Genomic DNA, 25,637 nt, shown 5'->3' with positions numbered 1-25,637 from the left:
TTACTTGAATACAAATATATTTTTAGTCTTGTCTAAAAATTAGTTTACCTTTGTGAAAAATAATATTTTCATGAAACAAACTTTACTTCTATTTTTATGTTCCATAGTATCGGTATATGCACAAGAAAACGGAGCTGTTTTAGGGCATATAACATCGGAAGGCGCCCCTCTAGCCTATGTTAATGTATATTTAGAAAACACATCTATAGGCACTACAACAAATGAAGACGGACAGTTTAAAATTGAAAATATTCCATACGGAACACACACCATTGTTGCTTCTTTTACCGGATTTAAAACAAAACGGCAAACTATAAACCTCAACAAACCTTCTATTTCTGTTCTATTTGATTTAAATGAAAACGAATCTTTAGATGAAATTGTAGTTTCTGGCACCTTAAAACCCGTGTCCAGAAAAGATAGTCCAGTGCCGGTAGAAGTGTATTCGCCAGCATTTCTTAAAAAAAATCCTACCCCCAATATTTTTGATGCTTTACAAAATGTAAATGGTGTACGCCCCCAGCTTAATTGTAATGTCTGCAACACCGGAGATATACACATAAATGGTTTAGAGGGCCCCTACACCCTAGTATTAATAGACGGCATGCCCATTGTAAGCGGACTTTCCACCGTTTACGGTTTATCTGGTATACCGAATGCTTTAATTGAACAAATAGAAATTATTAAAGGCCCTGCCTCGTCTCTTTACGGTAGCGAAGCTGTTGGTGGCCTGATAAATGTAATCACAAAATCGGCAGAAAATACTTCTAAATTTTCTGCCGATGCTTTTCTTACGTCTTGGGGAGAATTAAATGTAGACCTTGGTTATAAGGCTAATATTGGAGAAAAGACAGCCATGCTTTTAGGTGTAAATTATTATAATTACAACAATCCTATAGATAATAATAACGACAATTTTACCGATGTTACGTTACAAAATCGGGTTTCATTATTTCAGAAATGGAATTTTAAAAGATCAAGCAACAAAGCGTTTAGCCTTGCAGGACGCGCTTTTTACGAAGATCGTTGGGGAGGCGAAATGCAATGGAACCCAAGTTACCGTGGCGGAAACGAGGTGTACGGGGAAAGCATTTACACAAAACGTTTTGAATTACTTGGAAATTATGAGTTACCCGTTTCGGAAAACATTGTCCTCCAGTTTTCTTATACCAATCATGACCAAAATTCGGTGTATGGCGATGTACCCTATTTAGCGCAGCAACGCATAGGCTTTTCGCAACTTACTTGGTACAAAACCTTAAATACACACGACTTACTTTTTGGTGCAGCCACAAAGTACACCTATTACGACGACAACACACCTGCAACAAGACAGGCAGACGAAGTAGTAATCCCTTCGCTTTTTATTCAAGACAACATAACAATAAACAACAATAACACCCTTTTACTTGGGTCGCGCTTAGATTACGATTCCCGCCATGGTATTATTTTTACGCCTCGGGTAGCGTATCGATTTAAATCGGATTCTGAATCTATTTTCAGGATTAATGCAGGAACAGGGTTTCGTGTAGTAAACCTCTTTACCGAAGAGCACGCCGCCCTTACAGGATCTCGTGATGTAATTATTGAAAATGAGTTAAAACCCGAACGCTCTTACAACATTAACCTAAATTATTTAAAAACATTTTACACCAAACAGCATCAAATAATTACAGTTGATGCCTCTGCTTGGTACACGTATTTTACAAATGTAATTTTACCCGACTACGACACGAATCCGAACCAGATTATTTACGACAATTTAGATGGCTATGCTGTTACTACTGGTGTTTCTGCAAATATAGACATGATGTTTACCAATGGCCTAAAAGTGATGCTAGGTGCCACTTATCAAGATGTGAGCAAGACAGAAGCCGGCATAACTCAAGATCAAATTTTAACCGAAAATTTTTCTGGAACCTGGAGCATATCGTATACATTTTACAATCCTAAAATCGCTATCGATTATACCGGAAATATATATGGCCCCATGCGCTTGCCGCTTTTAGGCGACTTAGATCCAAGAGAACCGTATTCGCCCGTGTGGAGCATACAAAACATACAAGCAACCTATGCTTTTTCTAATTTCGAACTTTATGGCGGCATTAAAAACCTATTAAACTGGACCCCAAACAAAGGCAATCCGTTTATTATAGCCAGGGCAAACGACCCTTTTGATAAAGATGTAGAGTTTGATAATGATGGCAATGTAATTGCAACACCAGACAACCCGTACGCCTTAACGTTCGACCCTTCTTATGTATACGCGCCTAACCAAGGCCGACGTATATTTTTAGGACTGCGATATAGGCTCAATTAAAATCCGCGTTCTTTTTGAAGCTGATCGTAAGCTTCTTGAACTTGACGGAATTTTTCTTCGGCTCCTTTTTGATGTTCAGGACCTAAATGAATAACTTTATCTGGGTGATATTTTTTCGCCATGTTACGGTAGGCTTTTTTAATCTCCTCGGTAGTGGCCGATTTATCTATTTCGAGAATTTTATAAGCATTATCGCTACTGTTATAGAACATGGCTTTAATACTTTCGAAATCTAAAGAACGGATGCCCAAATAATTTGAAATGGTATGAATAACATTTACTTCGGCCGTACTCACATTACCATCGGCTTTAGCGATACCAAATAAAAAATGTAGTAATTGCAAACGCGATGGGTGATCCATCATTTGTTTTATTTGCAAACACACATCGCGAACTGGAATATTGTTTTGCTGACTAATAGACTTGAATAGTTTAAAAGCATGGTTAGCACGCTCTTTGCCGTACATTCCAACAAATTGGGCACGTACATAATCTAACTCGCGTTTATCGCTACTCCCATCGGCTTTAATTACAACCGCTGCTAGTATTAATAAACTAACTTCGAAATCGCCCGATCTGGTTCGGCTTTGAGTTGGTGCACCGAAATTACCTTGGTTAACTTTAATACCGCCATTAGAAAAGCCATCGACTAAACTTCCTAAGGCAAATCCTAAAATAGCACCTATTGGGCCTCCAAACGACCATCCTAAAGTGGCGCCTAACCATTTTGAAATACTCATAGTTCAATTTTTATTTCTGCAAATATACTACTTGTAGTTTTAAGTGTTAGGCTTTATATGATTTTGGTTAACATTTGCATTAGGGATAGTAGCGGCATCCTTTTTGTTTACTTTTAAAACAAAAAGATATAGCGAATAGCCCGACCTTGCCCAAGCAAGGTAACGCCCAAAAATTTAAGAATTTAAAGTAATTTTAGGTTTCGTTAAAGTAGCGACCTCTTCTGTTTTAATTATGTATATTTGCACTTTATTTGTTAAACATAAAATTTAAAATATGTATCCAGCAGAATTAGTAAAACCAATGCGCGAAGACTTAACCAAAGTTGGTTTTGAAGAATTACATACCGCCGAAGCTGTAGATGCGGCCTTAGCAAAGCAAGGAACAACTTTAGTAGTTGTTAATTCGGTTTGTGGTTGTGCTGCAGCAAATGCACGTCCGGGCGCAAGCATGAGTATACAAAACGAAAAACACCCCGACCATTTGGTAACGGTGTTTGCAGGTGTAGATAAAGAAGCAGTTGATAAAGCGAGAAGTTATATGATTCCTTTTCCTCCTAGTTCACCTTGTATTGCCTTATTTAAGGATGGTGAATTGGTACACATGTTAGAGCGTCACCACATTGAAGGACGTCCTGCAGAAATGATTGCCGACAATCTTAAAGATGCTTTTAACCAAGTTTGTTAAGTTATTTTTATAGAAAAATATAAACCACGCTTTTGGCGTGGTTTTTTTATATCTTATTTTAGCGCGAAATCTAAATTACCAAAAGACCAATAATGAAACTATTAGCGTATCCTTTAACTGTATTATATGCTCTTGCTTTTTTATTATCCATAGTTATATTTCATCCTATTTTATGGATAAGCCATCGCGTTTTTGGCTATAATGCGCTACAACGCAGTGTAAACGCTCTGCAATTTGTGCTGTTGCGATGTTTAAATATTTTAGGAACCAGGTTCACGTTTACGAATCATTTCGATGACGAAATCCCGAAAGATAAACCTTTAATTATCGTGTCTAATCACCAAAGTATGTACGATATATCGCCTATTCTTTGGTATATGAGACCTTACCACCCTAAATTTATTAGTAAAATTGAATTAGGAAAAGGTATACCAAGTGTGTCGTATAATTTACGCCATGGCGGATCTGCTTTAATAGATAGAAAGAACCCAAGACAATCTATAAAAGCGATAAACGAATTCTCGAAATTTATAAACGAAAAAAAATATGCTGCAGTAATTTTTCCTGAAGGAACACGCAGTAAAGATGGCGTGCCAAAACCGTTTCAACGTCGTGGTTTGCAAACCTTAATAAAAAATATCCCAACAGCTACTATAGTGCCACTAACTATAAATAACTCATGGAAAACGTTAAAATACGGGAAATTTCCTATGGGATTAGGCGCACATATTACATTAACCGCGCATAAACCCATAAATTTATCTACCTTTACTGGAAATACAGACACTTTAATTGACCAAATAGAGCATACTGTAACACAGAGTATAAACCAATAAAACTTAACATTATGTCATTAAAAAATGTAAGGTTAGAGGTGATGCAGTTTTTAGAAAAAGATGTAGACACTTTAATAGAAAAATATTTAATCCCGATAGAAACCATATGGCAACCAACAGATTTTTTACCAGATTCTGAAGGTCCAAATTTTTTCGAGGAGGTTAAAGAGATACGAGAGTTAGCAAAAGACTTACCATACGATTTTTGGGTGGTTTTAGTTGGCGATATGATTACCGAAGAAGCCTTACCAACTTACGAATCTTGGCTTATGGATGTAGAAGGCGTAGGACAAATAGAACGTAATGGCTGGTCTAAATGGGTGCGCCATTGGACGGGTGAAGAAAACAGACATGGCGATGTGTTAAACAAATATTTATACCTTTCTGGGCGTGTAAATATGCGCGAAATTGAAAAAACTACACAGCATTTAATTGCCGATGGTTTTGATATTGGAACCGATCGCGACCCTTATAAAAACTTTGTTTACACCAGTTTCCAGGAATTGGCAACTTACATTTCGCATAACCGTGTGGCCAAATTAGCTAAAGAGCGCGGGAACAAACAACTAAGTAAAATGTGTAGAATTATTTCAGGAGATGAAATGAGACACCACAATGCTTATAGTGAATTTGTAGAGCGTATTTTTGCCGTAGACCCTAGCCAAATGATGATGGCTTTTCATTATATGATGAAACAAAAAATTACCATGCCTGCCCACTTTTTAAGAGAATCTGGAGGCTCTATAGGTTCTGCTTTCGAAGAGTTTTCGAATACCGCACAGCGTATAGGCGTTTACACCTCTATGGACTATATAAATATTCTTGAGAAATTATTAAAACGTTGGGAAATTGAAAAAATAACAGGTTTAACCGACGAAGCAGAGAAAGCAAGAGACTATCTTATAAAACTTCCTTCGCGAATGACTAGGATTGCAGAACGCATGAAAGTTCCTGAAAACTCGTTCCAATTTAAATGGGTAGAACCTGCTAAATTGTAAAATACAACATATTTTAAACTAAAAATTCCTTTCTACCACAGTTAGGAATTTTTACTTTTATGGCATGACTAAAGATCTTCAAATACAAACGACCATTAATTTTGTTAAACAACAATTAGAAGATGCCGAAGGCGGGCATGATTGGTTTCATATAGAACGTGTTTATAAAAACGCTAAACTAATAGCTAAAACAGAACCTGTCGATTTATTTATTGTAGAATTGGGAGCCTTACTGCACGATATTGCTGATAGTAAATTTCATGACGGCGATGAAACCTTGGGTCCAAAAATAGCTTCAGCATTTTTGAAAGATATAGATGTTGATGAAGACACTATTAATCATGTGATTAATATCATTAAAAACATATCGTATAAAGGTGGGAATTTTAAAGCGACATTTTCTTCTCCCGAATTACAAGTTGTACAAGATGCAGACCGATTAGATGCTATTGGTGCTATAGGAATTGCACGTACCTTTAATTATGGTGGTTTTAAAAACCGTGCAATTTACAATCCAGACATTGCACCAAACTTAAATATGACTAAGGAAGAATATAAAAACTCTACCGCCCCTACCATTAATCATTTTTATGAAAAGCTTTTATTATTAAAAGATAAGATGAATACCGAAACAGGCAAAAAGATAGCTATACAACGCCACGAATTTATGACACTCTTTTTAGATCAGTTTTATGCCGAATGGAACGGTGAAAAATAGATCTATTATATATAGGTATAAAACACCAGTTTATTTTATTGAATAATACGAGTCATTTCGCTTCTATATTTTGAAGCACTTGTTCCTGTAATTTCGTTGAAGAATTTATTAAAATGCGAAAAGTTATTAAACCCGCATGCGAAACAAATATCGGTAATACTCATTTCACTTTCTTGCAAAAGTTTGGTAGCATGCACCACACGATATTCATTTACTAACTTGGTAAATGTTTTACCCGTTGCCTTTTTAAAAATCTGCAAAATGCAGGAACCGTCATATTTGCTTGATCGGCAATTTCCTCTAAACTGATATGGCGTTGAAAGTGGGTATTTATATATCTAAAAATAACATCAACCTTGGCACTATCTTGTGGTTCTGTTTCAAAAGCAACACCGTCTACATTTAATAGACTATAATGCTCAGACAAAGCTAAGTCGTGTAAAATCTCTAATAGCTTAATAACACGGTTAAAGCCTTGCACTTCCATTAAGGCTTCTATTTTAGGCCCCACAACAACTTTGGTTTCAGGTTTAAATAGCACACCTTTTTTAGCGCGCTCAAACAACATGGCTATACGTTCCATTTCTGGTAGCTTTAAAAACGTATCTCCTAGAAAGTTTGGCATAAACTGCACGATGGTTTCTAACCCACGCGTAGTAAGACGATCTACAAACCCATTATGTGGTAAATTAGAACCTATTAATATAAGTTGACTGTTGTTAAAATAAGATAGGTGATTACCAATATGTCTTTTTCCCTGCCCTTTATTTACGTATACCAATTCTAACTCTGGATGGAAATGCCAAAACGCTGAGCTTTTTAGAGCTTCCTGCGTGTGCTGTCTAACCACCAAAGAACTTCCAAAACTTGGAGTTACTTTCTTATATGTAGGCTTTAACTTCATTAGAATTATTTCTTATATAAAACAAAAGTACAAAATGTATACGGTATAGTATGTGTAAAATTAACCATAAGATGTGGTATTTTAACAACACAAAAGCTTAACAATTATTTCACAGTTAATATAGCACATAAAGTAGCCAATATCGATGTTTTCTAACATCTAGATCTGCCATATCTTTGCCATGTAATTAAGTTATAAAATTTAATATTATGAAAAAAGTAATAACACTTAGTATTTACATGTTAGCAATGGTAACTGGAATGGCAACTTACGCTAACACAGCCTCAACTAATTTTGATGGAGGAAAAAAGAAAGAAATTACCTTAACCTTAAATAATGTAAAAGAAGGACAAAAATTATCAATTAAAGATAATTACGGAACTATTTTATACAACACTAAAATTGCTTCAACTGGATTTTACAACAACAAATTTGATTTAACAGCTTTACCTAATGGTGAATATTCTTTTGAGCATGAAAAAGGATACGAAATTAAAGTTATTCCTTTTACAGTAGCTAAAGGAGAAGTAACTTTTAACAAGCAAAAAGAAGTTAGCGTTTTCAAACCAGTTGTAAACTTTAAGGATAACAATGTTTACGTTAATAAATTAGATTTAAACAAAGAAAAAGTAAACGTAAACATCTATTACGCTTCTAATGATTCAGAATTCCAATTAATTCACTCTGATGAAATTACAGACACTACAAATGTAAAACGTATTTACGGTTTATCTCAAAAACGTGCTGGAAGCTACAAAGTAATAATAAATGCCGACGGAAGAGACTACGTTGAGTATTTCAAAATATAGTTTTAATTTTAAATGAATAGTTAGTTTAAACTATGTCAATTAGTTAGTTTGTTTGTAAGAGTGGGACTGGTTATCCCACTCTTTTTTTTGCCTTTTTTCTAGCGAAAATCTTAAAAGCCATTTAAAGTTTTTAACTTTATAATTATTAACAGGCCGAAAGAAAACAACTTATGAAAACCATTAAAAACCTACTGCTTCCTGGAATACACAACAAACCTATTTTAACCGATGTATTCTACTTAGAAAACAGCACCCCCAAACCCATAGTTATTTTCTGTCATGGGTACAAAGGTTTTAAAGATTGGGGCGCTTGGGATTTAATGGCTCAAGCTTTTGCCCAAGCAGGATTTTTCTTGATTAAATTTAATTTCTCTCATAATGGCGGTACGCCAGAACAACCTATAGATTTCCACGATTTAGAAGCTTTCGGACAAAATAATTACACCAAAGAACTAGACGACCTAAAGTCTGTTATAGATTGGATCTCTTCCAACTCAGAATTTAAACCCGAAGCAAACAACAATGCTATTACTTTAATTGGCCATAGCCGTGGCGGAGGTATAGTTACCATAAAAGCCGAAGAAGATAACCGTATTAGCAAAGTAATTAGTCTGGCTGGAGTTTCCGATTTCGGAAAACGTATGGCAACAGCTGCAGCTTTAGAACAATGGAAAAACGATGGCGTTATGTATGTTGAAAATGGGCGCACCAAACAACAAATGCCTCATTACTATCAATTTTTCGAAAATTTTAAAGCGAATGAAGAGCGCTTAACAATAAAACGAGCGGTTTCGAATTTACAGATTCCTTATCTTATTATTCACGGTAATGCCGACACTAGTGTTTTATTAGAAGAAGCACAGCAACTTCATAAATGGAATCAGGAAAGTAAGTTGGAAATTATAGAAGGCGCCAATCACGTTTTTGAAGCTTCGCATCCTTGGGCAAGTAGCCAACTGCCAGATTCCCTTAAATACGTAACAACTATTATGATTGCTTTTATAAATGAAACAGCCTAGTTGTATAAACATCCTTCCTCCCAAAAAATAGGTGACAAGTTAATTACCTCAATTCATTTATTATACAATCTAAACTACTAGAATAATTCGTTAGAATTTATGCTCTTAAAACCTAAGTAGCAGTAAAACCTAATTTATTTTTCAATAGCTAAAATTCAACATATTTCTAAAATTAACCCACTTCTATACTATTTTAACCCAGCCTGTTAACATATGTAATCTGCCTGTTAAAATAGAACATAAAGTAGCCAATATCCTTGTTTTTAGACTGTGTTTACCGCTCTATATTTGTCACATGTTAATCCATAAAATATTTGAATTATGAAAAAAATAATGACACTCAGTATTTGCCTACTAGCAACGATTACTAGTATCGCATCAAGTTTTAGCTCTAATTTGTCATTTAGTTTTGATGAAGGGAAGAACAAAGAAATTACGTTAACATTGAACGATGTAAAAGAAGGACAGGTTTTATCTGTTAAAGACATAGATGGTTTTGTACTATATAAAAAGGCGTTTGAAAAAACAGACAACAATGCAAGTCATAAATTTGATTTTACAGATCTACCAAACGGAACGTATTATTTTGAACACGAAAAAGCGTATCAAACTAAAGTTATTCCTTTTAAAGTACACTTTGGAGATGTAACTTTCGATGAAGCCAATGTAAAGACAATCTATAAGCCTGTTGTTCGTGTTAAAGACAACAACATTTATTTTTCTAAGTTAGAATTAAATAAAGAGGATGTAGAAGTTAGAATTTACTTTGAAGAAGACCAAGGAAATCATTACAAATTAGTACACACTGAAACTATTTCTGATGCTCTTAAAGCAGAGCGTGTATTTAGTTTATCAAAAAAGCATACTGGTAACTATAAAATTGTAACAGTTTCTAACGACAAAGAATATATTGAATACATTAAGATCTAAAAATAGATTTAAACACCCCGAATCAAAAGAGTGAACCTTCCAAAGTTCACTCTTTTTTTGTGCCATATTTTTACTAAATCTAAAAGGCAAATACCATTCAACAATACCATGAAGCTTCTCAGCTTAACTCATATAAATCCTAACAAGATAATTATCTATCAGCTAAAAGCGAGTGTATACACAAACTAGCAAGTCAACTCTTTTCACCTCATTATCAGTAAACTATCAAGAATTAACCCGAATCTATGCTATATTAACTTCATAATTTGATAACTATAATTTAACGGTTAATATAGAACATAAAGTAGCCAATATCCTTGTTTTTAGACTGTGTTTACCATCCTATATTTGTCATATGTTAATCTATAAAACATTTGAATTATGAAAAAAGTAATGACACTCAGTATTTGCCTACTAGTAACGATTACTAGTATCGCATCAAATTTCACACCTTCATTTAGTTATGACGAAGGAAAAAACAAGGAGATTACATTAACATTAGACAACGTAAAAGAAGGACAGCTATTATCTGTTAAAGATGAACACGGTTTTGTACTATATAAAAAGGAGTTTGAAAAAACAGGAAATAGCACAAGTCATAAATTCGACTTTACAGATTTACCAAACGGAACGTATTATTTTGAACACGAAAAAGCATATCAAGTTAAAATTATACCTTTTAAGGTACATTTTGGAGATGTAACTTTCGATGAAGCTAATGTAAAGACAATCTACAAGCCAGTTGTTCGTGTTAAAGACAACAACATCTATTTTTCTAAATTAGAATTAAACAGAGATGATGTAGAAGTTAGAATCTACTTTGAAGAAGACAAAGGAAATTATTACAAATTATTACACACTGAAACTATAGAAGATACTACGAAAGTAGAGCGTGTGTTTAGTTTATCAAAAAATCATGCTGGTAACTATAAAATTGTAACAATTTCTAACGATAATGAATATGTTGAATACATCAAGATCTAAAAATAGATTTCAATCCCACACAAAAGAGTGAACCTTCCATAGTTCACTCTTTTTTTTATGCTTTATTTTTTCAAAGCTTAATATAGTTTCATTGGCTTTACACCTAACCGCTATTCTGCTCTCAATAAAAAAAGTTAGACAAATGCCTAAAAGCTTCCCTTTTGTTGGTTAAATACTGAAAAATTTCCACAAAAAAGTCATTTTGTAGAACACCAAAAAATTAACCTAAATATATGCTATTTTAACCTTACAATTTCGTAACGATAATTTAACGGTTAATATAGAACATAAAATAGCCAATATAGATGTTTTCAACTCCCCTGTAACCCTCTATCTTTGAATAAGTTAATCGATAAAAAATTTGAATTATGAAAAAAGTAATCACACACAGTATTTGCATGTTAGTTATGGTTACTAGCATCGCAACAAGTTTTGCCAATCCACTTTCATTAGAAAACAAAGAAAGAATGGATATGGAAATTACGTTAACACTTGGAAATGTAAAAGCAGGACAGCAACTCTTTATTAAAGACGTTAACGGCATGATCCTTTACAAAAAGACCATTGAGAAATCGGGTATTTTTGCGAATAAATTTGATTTAACAGCTTTACCAAACGGGAAGTATTATTTTGAACATGAAAAAGATTTTCAAATTAAAATAATTCCTTTTAAAGTGACTTTCAACGAAGTAAAGTTCGACAAATTAAATGAGAAAATTATTTTTAAACCTGTAGTACGTGTTAACAACAATCATTTATACTTTTCTAAATTAGATTTAGACAAAGAAGATGTAGAAGTTAATATTTATTACGACGGAAGCCGAGACAGTGCTGGCTACGATTTAATTCACACTGAAAATTTCACCGACACTGCAAAGATTGAGCGTATTTACAGTCTTTCTAAGACGCGTGGCGGTAATTACAAAGTGGTAGTTAAAGCTAACGGCAGAAATTATGTAGAATACTTTAGCATCTAAACTTAATTAAAAACTAAACGAAAAGAGTGGGCATAAAACCCACTCTTTTTTTTATTTAATTTCCAGTAAAATTTGCTTTACGTTTTTCCAAAAAGGCTGTTGTGCCTTCGGTAAAATCTTCGGTTCCAAAACATTTCCCGAAACCTTTTATTTCCTTTTTATATCCATTTACCCCCGACTTAAATCCGGCGTTAATAGATTTTATAGCTTCACCAATGGCTTTTGGCGAGTTATTCATTATTTTTTTAGCTATACCCTCGCAAAACGGTATTAACTCCTCTTGGGTAACCACATGGTTAACTAAGCCGTAATCTAGAGCTTGATCCGCAGTAATCATTCCGGCAGTCATTATCATTTCCATGGCACGACCTTTTCCTACCAATTGAGGTAAACGCTGCGTCCCACCGTAACCAGGAATAACCCCTAAAGACACTTCTGGCAATCCCATTTTAGCATTTGTACTAGCAACTCTAAAATGACAAGCCATAGCTAATTCTAGGCCTCCTCCTAAAGCAAAACCATTTACAGCCGCAATAACTGGTGTAGATAAATTTTCAACAAAATCGAAAAGGGTTTTATGCCCCTTAGCCGCTAATTTTAATCCTTCTTTTACATCAAAACTAGAAAACTCACTAATATCTGCTCCTGCAACAAAAGCCTTTTCACCACTTCCTGTTACCAAAATAACACGTGTTTTACTATCGGTGTCTGCCGCTTTAAAAGCATAATGTAATTCCTTAATAGTTTCCTTATTTAAAGCATTAAGTTTCGTAGGTCTATTAATGGTAATGGTTGTAATTCCATTTTTAAATTCAGAAATAATAGTATTAAAATCCATAATTTATGTTTTAGGAAAGGTTACAATAAATGTAGTCCCTTTTTGTTGTTGCGTTTTAAAAGTAATATGGCCATTATAAGATTCTACAATATTCTTAACCATAGCCAAACCAAGTCCAGTACCTCCGGATTTTGTAGTAAATTTAGGCTCGAAAATTTTAGTTTCATTCCCTTCCTCTATCCCCACACCATTATCTGAAACTGTAATTTGCACCTCACTGTCATGTAATGAAACATGTACTACAATTTTTGGAATCCGATCATCTGGAATGGCCTGAATGGCGTTTTTAACCAAATTCGTTACAATTCTAATAAGTTGTGTTTTATCAAAAGTAGTAATGATTTCTTCACGTTCGGCAAGAAATACGATATAATCTTTGTTAAAAATATCTAAAGCAAGCCTAACCGTATTTACCACATTTAGCGTTTCATTCTGCTGTGCTGGCATATTAGCAAAATTAGAAAACGCCGATGCTATAGCACTCATGGTATCTATTTGCTGAATTAAAGTTTCGGAATACTCCTCTACTTTTTGATTAATATTTGGATCGTCTGGACTAAACTTACGCTGAAAATTCTGAACGGTTAATCGCATTGGAGTCAACGGATTTTTAATCTCGTGAGCGACTTGTTTCGCCATTTCACGCCAAGCTTGTTCTCGCTCACTTCTAGCTAGTTTTTTGGCGCTTTCTTCCAATTGATCGATCATACTATTGTACGATTCTACCAGCGTTGTTATTTCCTCACTAGCATCTTCTACATCTATACGTTTATTAACGGTTTCTAAACTTGTAGAGTTAATTTTATCGCTTATCGTTTTAATAGATTTCGTAATATAATTCGCTAGAAAGAATGCTATAGCCGAAGCTAAAATCAACATAAATAAATACGCATAACTAATACGCTCTAAAAACTCGTCTAACTCTTTAGCTAAAAAATCATCATCTTCAAGATAAGGTAAGTTTAATATTGCTAAAGGCTTAAATTTTTGATCGGTAATATACGAATAGGACGATTGATATAACTTATTGTTTTCACTACGCTGTTCTACATAGGTATGCTGAGCCGTATTGGCTAGTGTATTTAAAATATCGGCATGAATACATTGTGCTAAGGAATCTTGTGCAAAACCTGCTCGAGAAGAGGTTAAAATAGCGCCATCTAAATCGTAAATATTAATTTTTAAATTATGAATATTAGCAATCTCGTAAATCTTTTCCTTTAAAATAAGAGGAATTTTTTCGGTCTTTACCTCGTAAGATGTTTGCTTAATAACAAAATTAAGATGCGATTTAATATTCTTCTCCTTACGTTCTAGACGTTGTTGATGATAGTCGACTGCCTCTTCCCCATACTGATAGATAGCCACGCCAACAATTAATATTGAAGCCAATAGCACAACAAAAAGCATTGCGACAAATATGCGAAGCCGTAAAGAGATTTTTTTAAGTTTCATGTTTTAAATCCTGTTCCAATACTTAACAAGAATCAAGCCATTAATTTTAAGCATTTGGATTTTTAGCTCTTATACGTTTATAGACTTTAAAACCAATCATAATCAGTATACCAAGCACAAAAATACCAACTACACCAAAGATCCAGTTTAAACTACTTTTCAAGATAACCAAAAATACCACAGCAAAGAGAATAAATGTAGCCCCTTCATTCCAAAGTCTCATAAAACCAGAAGTCTTTCTTACATCGTCGCGTTGCAATTGTTTAAAAAACTGATGTGTTTTTAAATGGTAAACAATTAGTAATAACACAAAAAACAGTTTCACGTGCATCCATGGTTCTTCTAACCAATACGGCATAAGAATAAGTAACCAAATTGCAAAAATAGTGGCCAAAATAGCCGACGGCCAAGTTATAATATACCACAACCGTTTTGCCATTAATTTTAACTGCTCGCCTAAAATTTCTTTATCTGGAGAAGGTTTATGAAAGGCTTCTATTTGATAAACAAATAATCTTGGAATGTAAAATAAGCCTGCAAACCAGGTAATAACAAAAATAAGATGAAGGGATTTTATATAATTGTAATATTCCATAACTATGGGTTAAGTTGCAATTGCACTTTTTTGATTAAATCTGATTTAATTTCTTTATTTAAAAAATATCCAGTAACTATAGTTGAAAGCACATCGGAAATTGGAAATGACATCCACACTCCTAATTCTCCATAAAACTTAGGTAGAATTAAAATTAACGGAATAAAGAAAAATCCTTGCCGGGTTAAGGTTAACAATAAGGCCGGTTTTGCTTTCCCTATGGCCTGAAAATAGGCCGCTCCAATTAATTGCAATGCAATAATTGGGGTTGCTGCAAAAACCCATCGCATGGCCGAAGGTGTTTCTTTTAAAACTTCTGGATCTTGAGTAAACATTTTTGTTATGGCTTCTGGAAAAACCATAAGTAATATAAAGACTATAGTCGCTAAAATAGCAGCGTATTTTACAGCAATATTTATTGATTCTCGAACGCGGTCGTATTGTTTTGCACCATAGTTATACCCTGCTATTGGTAAAAATCCTTGTGTTATACCAAACACAGGAAACAAGGCAAACATTAACATTCGGCCTACAATGGCATAGGCCGTCACAGAGACTTCTCCGCCTAAATCGAATAGAATATTATTCATAAATAAATAGGTAACGCTTACCACAGCCTGACGTGCCAAAGTAACAAAACCAAGCGAGCCAATTTCGGAAATAACATTCCATTTAAGTCGTAAATAAGACCAATCTATTTTTAAATCGGAATGATCTGAGAAGAAATACCAAACCACATAAATAAGACATAACATATACGAGCCAGAGGTTGCCCACGCAGCTCCCATCATGCCCCAATCTAAAATATTTATAAAAATATAATCGAAAATAAGATTCCCAATGGATGGAATCATCATGGCATACATGGCGAATTTGGGTTTCCCCTCGGCGCGAATAACGTTATTTCCCATCATACAAAGTCCTAAAAAAGGAACACCATAAAGTACGATGGTATAATAAATTTTTGCGGGTTCGAAAATCTCCCCTTTTCCTCCAAAAGATTGAATTATACTGTCCTCAAAATACAATCCTAATCCGGCCAAAACGGTAGTAAAAAGAATGGTAAGGGTAATCTGGTTTCCAAAAGTAGCTCTAGCCTTTTCTTTATTATTGGCACCTAAAGCACGCGAAATAATAGAAGACCCTCCAATCCCTATTGCCATACCCAGAGCGGCAATAAAAAAGGAAACTGGTAGCACTACATTTATCGCTGCAATAGCAATAGACCCTATCCAATTTCCCACAAAAATGGTATCGACAAGAACGTTAAGAGACATAACCAAAATCCCAATAGACGCAGGTACAGCTTGCTTAATTAAAAGTTTGCTTATGGATTCTGTTCCTAAATCTACCGATACCTTTTCTTTCATATAGTTTTAAACACTAACCGATTTATCTGCCCAAGCCTTTATCCATTTTGCCAGCAATGCTGCCCAAGGTTCGTCGTCGTTTAAACAAGGTACTGTAGTAAATTCTTTACCACCAACTTCGTGAAAAAGCTCTTTCCCTTCCATAGCAATTTCCTCTAAAGTTTCTAAACAATCGCTAACAAATGCCGGTGTAACAATGGCCATATTTTTGATACCTTCCAAGCCTAATCGCTCAATAGTTCTGTCGGTATAAGGCAACAACCACGGGTCGAATCCTAAACGTGATTGAAAGGAGGTAGAATAGGTTCCGGCTTCTAGACCAAGACGTTCTGCTACAAGCCTAGTAACTTCTAAACACTGATGTTTATAACAAAATTCGTGTGCTTTAGAAGGAGTTACACAGCATGAGCCGTCTAATTTACAATGCGACTGTGTGACATCGCTTTTTTTAATATGACGTTCCGGGATACCATGATAAGAAAACAGAATATGATCTAACTGTTTATCTTCTAAACTATTTTTAATCGCATCAGATAATACCGCGATATAATCGGGTTTGTTATAAAATGCTGGTAAATGTTCAATTTTTATATTCGGAAAGTGTTCGGCTCGTAATTCTTCGGCCAAGACCAAAATGGTTTCGGTAGTAGCCATAGCAAACTGCGGATATAGTGGAATTAAAAACACCTCATCTACACCTTGATCAACCAACTCCTGAATACCTTTCTTTATGGTCATGCTTCCGTAACGCATAGCCAATGCAACAGGATAATCTACTTTGTCTTGCACCTTCTTTTTAAGCCGTTCTGAAATGACTATTAATGGTGAACCCTCGTCCCACCAAATTTTCTTATAGGCAGCTGCAGAAGCCTTAGGTCTTGTTTTTAAAATAATTCCTTTTACTAGGGCAGTTCTGGCAACTAACGGTATATCTATAACCCGCTCGTCCATTAAAAATTCGCCTAGATATGTTTTTACATCTTTTGGAGTAGGGCTGTCTGGAGACCCTAAATTAACAAGTAAAATTCCTTTTTTCATAATACAAAAGTACAATAGAAATTGCGATCATACCACGATATAACCATAGTATTATCTTATCAATAATTAAATCGAATTGATCACAATACGCGTCATAGATCTAAAGAAACTACAACGTTTTGTCAGCTTTATTGTTTTGCTGATTATTTTTAACTTTAGGTTCTTCGTTAGAACTACAATCTTGAAAGATGCCGCAAGACACACCTGGTCTTACCAACGATTTTTCATCATTTCGTTTGGACCACGCTTCTATTTCTGGAGATAAATACGTCATAATAAATAAGTTATAATAGTATTAAATATAACAAAATTATCGCTTTAAACAATATTGTATGCCACCCCACAAATGCGCAATAAAATCAGGATCTGTATACGATTCTTTAGTATGCCCTAATCCGGTATAAAAAGAACGACCTCCATCGTATTCTTGATACCAAGCAATAGGATGGTAATCGCCATTTTCTCCACCTGGGTAAGAGGTTTCATCTAACATTAAAAGCGGTTTAATATCTGGACTAATAGATTTAAAATTATACCATTCATCAAAACGAATCCAATCTTCTTTTAAATGATTTATTGCGGGGTGATTGGTGTGGACTTTAATTACATCTGCCTCGCAAGCTTTCGGGTGACTCACAAAATAGGCTCCAACTAGTTTCCCGTACCAAGGCCAATCAAATTCGGTGTCTGATGCTGCATGCACTCCCAAAAAATTACCTCCATTATTAATATAACTCTTAAACGCTGCTTGTTCTTTATCGTTTAAAACATCGCCAGTGGTATTTAAAAATATAACCAGTTTGTAGTTTTTTAAATTTTCGGTAGTAAAAGCTTTAGAATCTTCGGTATGTGTTACTTTAAAATTATTCTGCTCTCCCAAGTCTTGTATAGTCTTCACTCCTATTTCGATGGATTCATGCCTAAACCCCATAGTTTTGGAGAAAACAAGCACTTCGTCTGTTGGTGGATTAACGCCTGTTAACCAAGCCAAAACAAAAATCAACACAAATTTCATGGTCTACTAATTTATTGATTGTAAATATTTTTTTGGAGTCGTTCCGTACTTCTTTTTAAAAGCAGCTATAAAATGACTCGACGTACTATACCCTACTTTTAGGCCCACTTCATTGACATTAAATTGACCCGATTCTAGTAGTTTTCGAGCTTCTTCTAACTTGTAATCGAATAAAAAACTGTAGACAGAATCGCCATAAATTTGCTTAAATCCTTCTTTTAGCTTCTTTAAACTTAAATCAATTTCGTCAGCCAATTCTTGTAACGACGGTGGTTCTGCCATGCGCGAAATAATAATATCTTTAGCGGCTCGTATTTTTATAACATTGGTTTCATCGACTAAAAACGGACAATGTTCTATACTTGCATCTTCGCTTCTATTAAAATACAAACTCAACAATTCGTAAGCCTTACCTTTATAATAAAGATTTTTAATAGATGTGTTTAAATTAAAATGCATTATTTGGGTAAGAACTATGGCCATAGAAGGCGAAATTTTTCCGTCCTTATAATATTTCTTATCCTTATTATCGTCACTTAAAAATGAAATATAATCGGCTTCTTGAGAAAATAAGGCATGGAATTTTTTAATAGAAATTAGTAAGGTAATTAACCACGAATTAGGGTTAACCTCTAAATGTATTGGTAAATCTTGTTGCGGGTTATAAAGTAGCAAAGAATTTTCTTCATTAATATGTAATGCATAGCTCCCTTTATTGAATTTAAATGTAGAGGAACCCTTTAAACAAAAATGAAATTGAATATAGCTACTGTCTATTTCCTTTTCTACTGTTTCTACTTCTAACCGCTCATTTTGATAGGTTAAGACTAAAAAACCTTCCTCTATAAAGGTCTCATTAAAAGTACCTACAGCGTTATTTTTTCCTTCTGCAAACATAATTAATATAATTTTTTAATTTAGAATTATTCTAAAATAGTATTTTCAAAAGCGCTATAACTGCTACAAATGTATAATATTTATTATATTCGATTGAAAAAACCAACCAAAAAACTTAAAACGACACTAAAAGTTCCTTGAGCGTTATTTTTTTAAGTTTAGGCACTATACATTTGTTCAAAATTTCCAACTACTAAAGTTAATGAATCAAAATCACGGATCTAGAGGCACTTATTTTTATGCTATCGGATTAAGTTATAAGAAGGCAGACGCAGAAATTAGAGGACATTTTAGTCTTGATAATGATGCTAAACTAAATTTACTTAACCAAGCAAAAGAAAACGGTATTGAAAGTTTAATAGTAACTTCTACCTGCAACAGAACCGAAATTTATGGTTATGCCGAACACCCTTTTCAACTTATTAAATTGTTGTGCGACAACACAAAAGGAACTGTAGACGAGTTTCAAAAAGTAGCTTACGTACATAAAAACAAAGAAGCCGTTTCGCATATGTTTCGTGTGGGTTCTGGTCTAGACAGTCAAATTCTTGGAGATTTCGAAATTATAAGTCAGTTAAAAACCAGTGCAAGATTATCTAAAAAATTAGGCTTACTTAACACCTTTTTAGAGCGCTTAATTAATATGGTTACCCAAGCGAGTAAACGTATTAAAACCGAAACCGAGATTTCTTCGGGTGCAACTTCGGTATCTTTTGCATCTGTTCATTACATATTAAATAATGTGCCAGAGGTTTCTAATAAAAATATTTTACTGTTCGGAACTGGTAAAATTGGAAGAAATACCTGTGAAAATTTAGTAAAGCACACTAAAAACGATCACATTACTTTAATAAACAGAACCAAAGATAAAGCAGAACGTGTTGCTGGAAAATTCAATCTTTTGGTTAAAGATTATGCTAATTTACAGGAGGAAATAAATAATTCTGATGTGCTAGTAGTCGCCACAGGAGCTCAAAACCCAACTGTAGACAAGCATTTAATTCAGACAAAAAAACCACTTTTAATTTTAGATTTATCGATTCCGAAGAATGTACACGAAAATGTTACCGAACTAGAAGGTGTGTCGTTAATACATTTAGATCATTTATCTCAAATTACCGATGAAACTTTAGAAAGAAGAAAAGCACATATTCCTGTTGCCGAAACCATAATTGAAGACGTTAAAAAAGAATTTAACGACTGGTTAGAAACTAGAAAATTTGCACCTACAATAAAAGCTTTAAAGAATAAATTACTGGACTTTAAATCTGCAGAATTAGATGTTCAACGTAAAAAAATTACTGATTTTAACGAAGAACAAGCAGAGCTGATAAGCAATAACATTATTCAGAAAATAACAAATCACTTTGCGCATCATTTAAAGGACGAAGATTTTTCTACTAACGAAAGTTTAGAACTCATTAAAAAAGTGTTTCACCTAGAAACATCATCAAATGCATAAAACCATACGCATTGGCACAAGAGACAGTAAGCTAGCTCTTTGGCAAGCACACACCGTACAAAAGCGTCTTGAAGATTTAGGCTTTTCTACAGAAATTATTGCAGTTAAATCTACCGGCGATATTGTTTTAGATAAACCTTTATACGAATTAGGTATAACCGGAATTTTTACAAAAACTTTAGATGTTGCCATGCTAAATGGCACTGTCGATATTGCTGTGCATTCCATGAAAGATGTTCCGACTGCGCTTCCTAAGGGTATAGTACAAACAGCAGTTTTAGAACGTGCCAACGTAAACGATATTTTGGTTTACAAAAATTTAGAGTTCTTAAAAACGAAAGGAGTAATAGCCACCGGAAGTCTTAGACGACAAGCGCAATGGCTTAACAAATACCCTAATCACCAAGTTGAAGATTTAAGAGGAAATGTTATTACAAGACTCCAAAAATTAGAAACTAATAATTGGGATGCAGCTATTTTTGCTAAAGCTGGTTTAGAACGCATAAATGTACTCCCAGACCAATATATAGAGTTAGATTGGATGATTCCTGCTCCGGCTCAAGGTGCCATGGTTGTGGTAACCTTAGCCAAGGACAAGGACATTACAGAAGCTGTTTCAAAATTAAATCACACGCCTACAGATATTTGCACTCATGTAGAACGTGAATTTTTACGTATATTAGAAGCAGGTTGTACAGCACCCATTGGTGGTATGGCAACTATAACTAATGATACAATTACTTTTACTGGTGTTTTATTAGCCTTAGACGGAAGTAAAAAACTAAGTATAACTAAAACTGAATCTCTTTTAAACTATAAAGAATTTGGAAAACGTTGTGCTTTAGAAATCATTGAAAATGGTGGAAAAGAACTCATGAATTCAATTAAAAAAGAAATGAATTCATAAAAAACCTCAAAAAATAATGAAGCTTAAAACGTTGCAAAAACTATATCGTTTTACTGATATTCTCATTTTATTTTTTTTAATTTTCGATTTCGGATTCACAATAAACGAGGACTATAAACCTTTTAGAATTCTTATTTATTCTTCAATAACTTTACTTTTAATTACATTTAATTTAATAAAGTATTTCCAATACGCCAAAAGTATTCCTGCTGGTAAAAAAACCATCGAATTCAACATAGGTATATTAGTCACCACGCTCGTATCGGCATTTACAATATACTATTTAAACCAGCATTTACCACCTGTAGAACAGCTTATGCGGCCTAAAGTGGTTTTTGAACTGGGCCTGTTTTTTTATCTGTTAATACGCCTTACCTTTTTTATAAAATACATTTATAAAATTTACTTCAACCCTGCTATTTTATTTGTGGGTAGTTTTTTTATTTTAATACTTATTGGCGCCTTGTTACTCATGCTTCCAAGGGTAACGGTAAATGGCATTTCGTTTATCGATGCCTTATTCACTGCTACAAGTGCAATATGCGTTACAGGTTTAGCAGTTTTAGATACGGGGAAAGATTTTACAGAACTAGGACAAACCTTGATTATTATTTTAATTCAGATTGGAGGTTTGGGCATACTAACATTTACTTCGTTTTTTGCCTATTTCTTTAAAGAAAACTCGTCGTATAGAGAAAGTATGTATATGAAAGATTATACATCTACAGAAAACCTACAAGATGTGTTTAAAATTACCGCTCAAATTGTTGGGTTTACCTTAGCTTTAGAATTGGTTGGAGCTATATTAATTTACCTTTCTATAGATACGATTAGTACGATAGACAATAAAATTTTCTTTTCTATTTTTCATTCCATTTCTGCATTTTGTAATGCTGGATTTTCAACTTCATCATCAAGTTTTTACGAGCCTACCTTACGATACGACTATTCGCTGCAATGGGTACTTATGCTACTCATAGTGATTGGAGGTATAGGATATAGTTTTATTTTCAATTCCTTCTCGTATTTAAAACGTAGTTTTTTAAACTTGTTCAGAAAGAAAAACAAATTAAAAACCACCGTAAGAGTATTTACTTTAAACTCTAAAATCACCATAGTAACCACAAGTATTTTATTAGTTGTAGGGTTTATTTTCTTCTATTTTTCTGAAGCAAACTTTAGTTTACAAGACCACGATTCGGCATATGGAAAAATAACTACAGCCATGTTTTCATCGGTTACACCCCGAACGGCAGGATTTAACACAGTAGATTACACCCAGGTCGCCACACCATCATTATTATTTGTAATTTTACTGATGTGGATTGGAGCATCTCCCGGATCGACCGGAGGTGGTATAAAAACCAGTACATTTGCAATAGCAACCCTTAATATTTTGGCTACGGCAAGAGGTAAAAAAAGAATTGAATTAAACACAAGAGAAATTTCTAGTAGCACTGTAAATCGTGCCTTCTCTATTATTTGCATCTCTTTAATTACCATAGGTACAGCCATATTATTATTGTTGTTTTTTGAACCTGATAAAGATTTATTAGCCATCGCTTTCGAATGTTTTTCAGCGTATAGCACCGTAGGTTTAAGTTTAAATTTAACCCCTACTTTAAGCGACCCAAGCAAATACGTTATAATAGCCGTGATGTTTGTTGGTCGTATCGGACTCTTAAACTTGCTCTTCGGTATGTTGGGGCAAGTAGAACAAAAATTTTACCAATATCCACAAGAAAATATTTTAATAAACTAAGATATATTTAAAATGAAAATCATCATTTTTGGTCTCGGAAATTTCGGAATGTCGCTAGCTTTAAACCTTACCGAAACAGGTAATGAAGTTGTAGGTGTAGACAAAAACATGGAGAAAGTAAATCTTGTAAAAGACAAAATTGCTCATAGTATTTGTTTAGATTCTACAAACGAATTGGCCTACCAAGCCTTGCCAATGAAACAAACAGACATTGCTGTTGTAGCCATTGGAGAAAACGAAGGGGCCGCAATTATTACTACGGCTATTCTAAAAAAAACAACCACTTTAAAAGTAATTAGTCGTTCGCTATCGCCAATTCACGATACCGTTTTACAAGCTATGGGTATTACATCTATTGTGCACCCAGAACAGGAAGCCGCTCAAAAACTTACCAATAAAATAAATCTTAAAAATTTAATCGATCATTTTAAAATTGACGAAAAATATTCTATTTCAGAAATTAAAACCCCAGTCGAGTTTATTGGAAAAACGATTTCAGAATTAGAAGTCAGATCGAAATACAAATTAAACATTGTTACTATAGTTCGGAAAAACGAAAAAGTAAACCTTATAGGAAACACCACCTCGATAAAAGAAGTTGTGGGTATTCCGTCTGCCAATACCGTTATAAAAGAGGGCGATGTGTTAGTCGTTTTCGGACTCAATGATGATATTTCTAAAATTTGTGACCACAATCAATAATGCCTATTAAATCTATCTTATCAACCAAAACGCTTAATAAAGACCAGAAAGCGTTACTTACTAAAGCACAAATTCAAGTAACCGAATATAATGCTATAACCATAGAAGCGGTACCATTCGACTCTGAAATTATTGTTGAAAATGCAATTATTACAAGTCAGAATGCAGCCAAAGCAGTCATTGAACATAAGGTTGTAATTCGCAATTGCTTTTGTGTTGGCGAAAAAACCATGGCCTTTTTAGAAGAACACGGGCAAAATGTATCTAAAATGAAATTATATGGCTCAGATTTGGCCAATTATATTGTAAAATACCACAAGAATGAAAGTTTTATTTTTTTCTGCGGAAAAATTAGACAAGATATTTTACCCGATACTTTAGCCCAACACAACGTACCATTAAAAGAAATTGTGGTGTATAACACCCTTCCAAACCCCAAAAAAATTGAAGGTATTTTTGACGCTATTTTGTTTTTTAGTCCAAGTGGTGTTTCTAGCTATGTTACTGAAAATACCATTACTAATGAAGCCATTTTTTGCATAGGAAAAACCACCGAAGAAGCGGTTAAAACCTATTCAAAACAAACGTATACACCCTCAAATCCCACTATAGAAAACGTACTACAAACCGTAGTTAAATACTCAAAAAAATAATGATTAAAAACGATTTATACTTAAGAGCATTAAAAGGTGAAACGGTAGAGCGTCCTCCTGTTTGGATGATGCGTCAGGCCGGAAGATACCTTCCAGAATTTATAGCTATTCGCGAAAAATACGATTTTTTTACGCGTTGTAGAACTCCCGAATTAGCCAGTGAAATTACCGTACAACCTATTAGACGCTATGGTATGGACGCTGCTATTTTATTTAGCGACATTTTGGTAATTCCACAAGCCATGAATATAGAAGTGGAAATGAAACCAAATTTCGGACCTTATTTACCAAATCCAGTTCGCGATCAAAAAGGTGTAGACAACGTTATTGTTCCAGATGTAAATGTGGAATTAGATTACGTAATGCAAGCCATTAAAGCCACAAAAGAATTACTTAAAAATGAAATTCCACTTATTGGTTTCGCAGGTTCTCCATGGACTATTTTATGCTATGTAGTACAAGGTCAAGGCAGTAAAAATTTCGATAAAGCCAAAGAATTTTGTTTTACAAACCCAATAGCAGCTCACCAATTGCTTCAAAAAATCACCGACACAACTATTGCCTATTTAAAAGCAAAAGTTGAAGCCGGAGTAGATGCCGTTCAAATTTTCGATTCTTGGGGAGGTATGCTTTCTCCAACAGATTATAAAGAATTTTCTTGGCAATACATCGATCAAATTATAGAAGCCCTTAAAGATGATGCTCCTGTAATTGCTTTCGGGAAAGGCTGTTGGTTTGCCCTTGGCGATATGGCTAAAAGTAACGCTGCGGCCCTTGGTGTAGACTGGACCTGTTCTCCGCAAAATGCAAGATATTTAACAGGAGGAAATATTACTCTTCAAGGTAATTTTGATCCGTCTCGTTTATTATCACCGCCTTCAGAAATTAAAAAAATGGTCCACCAAATGATTAATGAGTTTGGTAAAGACAAATACATCGTAAATTTAGGACACGGCATATTACCTAATATCCCATTAGATCATGCCAAAGCCTTTATAGACGCTGTTAAAGAATATAAATAGT

General features: G+C 34.2%; 25 protein-coding genes and 1 pseudogene. 16 read left to right on the top strand and 10 right to left on the bottom strand.

Going from position 1 to position 25,637, the window contains the following annotated elements:
- The first annotated feature begins 70 nt into the window (after positions 1–70).
- On the top strand, positions 71–2,320 hold the full coding sequence (locus tag A9D35_RS11615; protein ID WP_066223216.1) for a TonB-dependent receptor: 2,250 nt from the start codon (positions 71–73) through the stop codon (positions 2,318–2,320).
- Here the strand turns inward: A9D35_RS11615 and A9D35_RS11610 are convergent.
- Positions 2,317–3,060 carry a TerB family tellurite resistance protein gene (locus A9D35_RS11610; protein WP_066223215.1) on the bottom strand — a complete coding sequence of 248 codons (744 nt, stop codon included), beginning with the start codon at positions 3,058–3,060 and terminating at the stop codon, positions 2,317–2,319. The two genes, A9D35_RS11615 and A9D35_RS11610, sit on opposite strands and share 4 nt — an antisense overlap.
- A gap of 274 nt (positions 3,061–3,334) precedes the next feature.
- On the opposite strand from A9D35_RS11610, the gene A9D35_RS11605 reads away from it, so the two are divergent.
- The 4 genes from A9D35_RS11605 (at position 3,335) to A9D35_RS11590 (ending at position 6,297) form a co-directional block, all read left to right on the top strand.
- Positions 3,335–3,745: a BrxA/BrxB family bacilliredoxin gene (locus A9D35_RS11605; RefSeq protein ID WP_066223213.1), complete on the top strand. Its 411-nt coding sequence runs from the start codon at positions 3,335–3,337 to the stop codon at positions 3,743–3,745.
- A gap of 89 nt (positions 3,746–3,834) precedes the next feature.
- Entirely contained in the window at positions 3,835–4,581 is a 747-nt protein-coding gene (locus tag A9D35_RS11600; protein ID WP_066223211.1) for a lysophospholipid acyltransferase family protein, read from the top strand.
- An 11-nt stretch (positions 4,582–4,592) separates the two neighbouring features.
- Positions 4,593–5,579, top strand: a complete 987-nt coding sequence (locus A9D35_RS11595) for an acyl-ACP desaturase (RefSeq protein ID WP_066223209.1) — start codon at positions 4,593–4,595, stop codon at positions 5,577–5,579.
- Positions 5,580–5,643: 64 nt separating this feature from the next.
- Positions 5,644–6,297, top strand: a complete 654-nt coding sequence (locus A9D35_RS11590; protein ID WP_066223207.1) for an HD domain-containing protein — start codon at positions 5,644–5,646, stop codon at positions 6,295–6,297.
- A gap of 35 nt (positions 6,298–6,332) precedes the next feature.
- Here A9D35_RS11590 and A9D35_RS11585 read toward each other — a convergent pair.
- Positions 6,333–7,201: pseudogene (locus A9D35_RS11585) on the bottom strand (AraC family transcriptional regulator).
- Positions 7,202–7,410: 209 nt separating this feature from the next.
- Between A9D35_RS11585 and A9D35_RS11580 the strand changes: the two are divergent.
- The 5 genes from A9D35_RS11580 to A9D35_RS11560 all read left to right on the top strand — a co-directional run bounded on the left by A9D35_RS11580 (position 7,411) and on the right by A9D35_RS11560 (position 11,920).
- Positions 7,411–8,010: a hypothetical protein gene (locus tag A9D35_RS11580; RefSeq protein WP_066223205.1), complete on the top strand. Its 600-nt coding sequence runs from the start codon at positions 7,411–7,413 to the stop codon at positions 8,008–8,010.
- Positions 8,011–8,180: 170 nt separating this feature from the next.
- On the top strand, positions 8,181–9,029 hold the full coding sequence (locus tag A9D35_RS11575; protein WP_066223200.1) for an alpha/beta hydrolase family protein: 849 nt from the start codon (positions 8,181–8,183) through the stop codon (positions 9,027–9,029).
- A 321-nt stretch (positions 9,030–9,350) separates the two neighbouring features.
- Positions 9,351–9,959 (top strand): hypothetical protein, encoded by a 609-nt coding sequence (locus tag A9D35_RS11570; RefSeq protein ID WP_066223198.1) that lies wholly within the window; start codon positions 9,351–9,353, stop codon positions 9,957–9,959.
- A 381-nt stretch (positions 9,960–10,340) separates the two neighbouring features.
- Positions 10,341–10,943, top strand: coding sequence for a hypothetical protein (locus A9D35_RS11565; protein WP_066223195.1), 603 nt, complete (start codon positions 10,341–10,343; stop codon positions 10,941–10,943).
- A 368-nt stretch (positions 10,944–11,311) separates the two neighbouring features.
- Entirely contained in the window at positions 11,312–11,920 is a 609-nt protein-coding gene (locus A9D35_RS11560) for a hypothetical protein (RefSeq protein WP_066223193.1), read from the top strand.
- Positions 11,921–11,975: 55 nt separating this feature from the next.
- On the opposite strand, the gene A9D35_RS11555 is transcribed toward A9D35_RS11560, so the two are convergent.
- From A9D35_RS11555 to A9D35_RS11525, 8 genes are all read right to left on the bottom strand, one after another.
- Positions 11,976–12,758 (bottom strand): enoyl-CoA hydratase/isomerase family protein, encoded by a 783-nt coding sequence (locus A9D35_RS11555; protein ID WP_066223189.1) that lies wholly within the window; start codon positions 12,756–12,758, stop codon positions 11,976–11,978.
- 3 nt (positions 12,759–12,761) lie between these two features.
- A complete protein-coding gene (locus tag A9D35_RS11550; RefSeq protein ID WP_083191685.1) occupies positions 12,762–14,213 on the bottom strand; it encodes a sensor histidine kinase in 1,452 nt (483 codons plus the stop codon).
- Positions 14,214–14,259: 46 nt separating this feature from the next.
- Entirely contained in the window at positions 14,260–14,808 is a 549-nt protein-coding gene (locus A9D35_RS11545) for a CopD family protein (RefSeq protein WP_066223186.1), read from the bottom strand.
- 2 nt (positions 14,809–14,810) lie between these two features.
- Entirely contained in the window at positions 14,811–16,178 is a 1,368-nt protein-coding gene (locus tag A9D35_RS11540) for an MATE family efflux transporter (RefSeq protein ID WP_066223184.1), read from the bottom strand.
- A gap of 6 nt (positions 16,179–16,184) precedes the next feature.
- Positions 16,185–17,216, bottom strand: a complete 1,032-nt coding sequence (gene hemH / locus A9D35_RS11535; RefSeq protein WP_066223182.1) for a ferrochelatase — start codon at positions 17,214–17,216, stop codon at positions 16,185–16,187.
- A 109-nt stretch (positions 17,217–17,325) separates the two neighbouring features.
- A complete protein-coding gene (locus A9D35_RS18775; RefSeq protein WP_162841020.1) occupies positions 17,326–17,490 on the bottom strand; it encodes a hypothetical protein in 165 nt (54 codons plus the stop codon).
- A 36-nt stretch (positions 17,491–17,526) separates the two neighbouring features.
- Positions 17,527–18,231 (bottom strand): ThuA domain-containing protein, encoded by a 705-nt coding sequence (locus A9D35_RS11530; protein ID WP_066223180.1) that lies wholly within the window; start codon positions 18,229–18,231, stop codon positions 17,527–17,529.
- Positions 18,232–18,237: 6 nt separating this feature from the next.
- Entirely contained in the window at positions 18,238–19,128 is an 891-nt protein-coding gene (locus A9D35_RS11525) for a helix-turn-helix transcriptional regulator (RefSeq protein ID WP_066223178.1), read from the bottom strand.
- Positions 19,129–19,330: 202 nt separating this feature from the next.
- Between A9D35_RS11525 and hemA the strand changes: the two genes are divergently transcribed.
- Genes hemA through hemE form a run of 6 tightly spaced genes read left to right on the top strand, consistent with a single transcriptional unit; the run spans position 19,331 to position 25,636 of the window.
- Complete coding sequence (hemA, locus tag A9D35_RS11520) at positions 19,331–20,590, top strand: glutamyl-tRNA reductase (RefSeq protein ID WP_066223176.1); 1,260 nt, start codon at positions 19,331–19,333, stop codon at positions 20,588–20,590.
- Positions 20,583–21,497, top strand: coding sequence for a hydroxymethylbilane synthase (gene hemC, locus A9D35_RS11515; RefSeq protein ID WP_066223174.1), 915 nt, complete (start codon positions 20,583–20,585; stop codon positions 21,495–21,497). Before hemA ends, hemC begins: the two co-directional genes overlap by 8 nt.
- Positions 21,498–21,513: 16 nt before the next feature.
- A complete protein-coding gene (locus tag A9D35_RS11510; protein WP_066223172.1) occupies positions 21,514–23,259 on the top strand; it encodes a TrkH family potassium uptake protein in 1,746 nt (581 codons plus the stop codon).
- Between the two features lie 12 nt (positions 23,260–23,271).
- Complete coding sequence (locus tag A9D35_RS11505; protein ID WP_066223170.1) at positions 23,272–23,961, top strand: potassium channel family protein; 690 nt, start codon at positions 23,272–23,274, stop codon at positions 23,959–23,961.
- Entirely contained in the window at positions 23,961–24,614 is a 654-nt protein-coding gene (locus tag A9D35_RS11500) for a uroporphyrinogen-III synthase (RefSeq protein ID WP_083191684.1), read from the top strand. Before A9D35_RS11505 ends, A9D35_RS11500 begins: the two co-directional genes overlap by 1 nt.
- Positions 24,614–25,636 (top strand): uroporphyrinogen decarboxylase, encoded by a 1,023-nt coding sequence (gene hemE, locus A9D35_RS11495; protein WP_066223169.1) that lies wholly within the window; start codon positions 24,614–24,616, stop codon positions 25,634–25,636. Before A9D35_RS11500 ends, hemE begins: the two co-directional genes overlap by 1 nt.
- Position 25,637: the final 1 nt, after the last annotated feature.

Origin of the sequence: Formosa haliotis, assembly GCF_001685485.1 — a bacterium.
GTDB classification, from domain to species: Bacteria; Bacteroidota; Bacteroidia; order Flavobacteriales; family Flavobacteriaceae; genus Formosa; species Formosa haliotis.
Note: the sequence above shows the minus strand (reverse complement) of the source record. Positions and strands in the feature narration are given on the sequence as shown.

Coding starts and splice junctions, on each gene's coding strand:
- hemH (WP_066223182.1), bottom strand. CDS start 17,216: ATGAAAAAAGGAATTTTACTTGTTAATTTAGGGTCTCCAGACAGCCCT.
- A9D35_RS11570 (WP_066223198.1), top strand. CDS start 9,351: ATGAAAAAAATAATGACACTCAGTATTTGCCTACTAGCAACGATTACT.
- A9D35_RS11540 (WP_066223184.1), bottom strand. CDS start 16,178: ATGAAAGAAAAGGTATCGGTAGATTTAGGAACAGAATCCATAAGCAAA.
- A9D35_RS18775 (WP_162841020.1), bottom strand. CDS start 17,490: ATGACGTATTTATCTCCAGAAATAGAAGCGTGGTCCAAACGAAATGAT.
- A9D35_RS11550 (WP_083191685.1), bottom strand. CDS start 14,213: ATGAAACTTAAAAAAATCTCTTTACGGCTTCGCATATTTGTCGCAATG.
- hemA (WP_066223176.1), top strand. CDS start 19,331: ATGAATCAAAATCACGGATCTAGAGGCACTTATTTTTATGCTATCGGA.
- A9D35_RS11590 (WP_066223207.1), top strand. CDS start 5,644: ATGACTAAAGATCTTCAAATACAAACGACCATTAATTTTGTTAAACAA.
- A9D35_RS11545 (WP_066223186.1), bottom strand. CDS start 14,808: ATGGAATATTACAATTATATAAAATCCCTTCATCTTATTTTTGTTATT.
- A9D35_RS11505 (WP_066223170.1), top strand. CDS start 23,272: ATGAAAATCATCATTTTTGGTCTCGGAAATTTCGGAATGTCGCTAGCT.
- A9D35_RS11510 (WP_066223172.1), top strand. CDS start 21,514: ATGAAGCTTAAAACGTTGCAAAAACTATATCGTTTTACTGATATTCTC.
- A9D35_RS11500 (WP_083191684.1), top strand. CDS start 23,961: ATGCCTATTAAATCTATCTTATCAACCAAAACGCTTAATAAAGACCAG.
- A9D35_RS11595 (WP_066223209.1), top strand. CDS start 4,593: ATGTCATTAAAAAATGTAAGGTTAGAGGTGATGCAGTTTTTAGAAAAA.
- hemE (WP_066223169.1), top strand. CDS start 24,614: ATGATTAAAAACGATTTATACTTAAGAGCATTAAAAGGTGAAACGGTA.
- A9D35_RS11580 (WP_066223205.1), top strand. CDS start 7,411: ATGAAAAAAGTAATAACACTTAGTATTTACATGTTAGCAATGGTAACT.
- A9D35_RS11575 (WP_066223200.1), top strand. CDS start 8,181: ATGAAAACCATTAAAAACCTACTGCTTCCTGGAATACACAACAAACCT.
- A9D35_RS11610 (WP_066223215.1), bottom strand. CDS start 3,060: ATGAGTATTTCAAAATGGTTAGGCGCCACTTTAGGATGGTCGTTTGGA.
- A9D35_RS11565 (WP_066223195.1), top strand. CDS start 10,341: ATGAAAAAAGTAATGACACTCAGTATTTGCCTACTAGTAACGATTACT.
- A9D35_RS11555 (WP_066223189.1), bottom strand. CDS start 12,758: ATGGATTTTAATACTATTATTTCTGAATTTAAAAATGGAATTACAACC.
- A9D35_RS11615 (WP_066223216.1), top strand. CDS start 71: ATGAAACAAACTTTACTTCTATTTTTATGTTCCATAGTATCGGTATAT.
- A9D35_RS11525 (WP_066223178.1), bottom strand. CDS start 19,128: ATGTTTGCAGAAGGAAAAAATAACGCTGTAGGTACTTTTAATGAGACC.
- A9D35_RS11605 (WP_066223213.1), top strand. CDS start 3,335: ATGTATCCAGCAGAATTAGTAAAACCAATGCGCGAAGACTTAACCAAA.
- A9D35_RS11530 (WP_066223180.1), bottom strand. CDS start 18,231: ATGAAATTTGTGTTGATTTTTGTTTTGGCTTGGTTAACAGGCGTTAAT.
- hemC (WP_066223174.1), top strand. CDS start 20,583: ATGCATAAAACCATACGCATTGGCACAAGAGACAGTAAGCTAGCTCTT.
- A9D35_RS11560 (WP_066223193.1), top strand. CDS start 11,312: ATGAAAAAAGTAATCACACACAGTATTTGCATGTTAGTTATGGTTACT.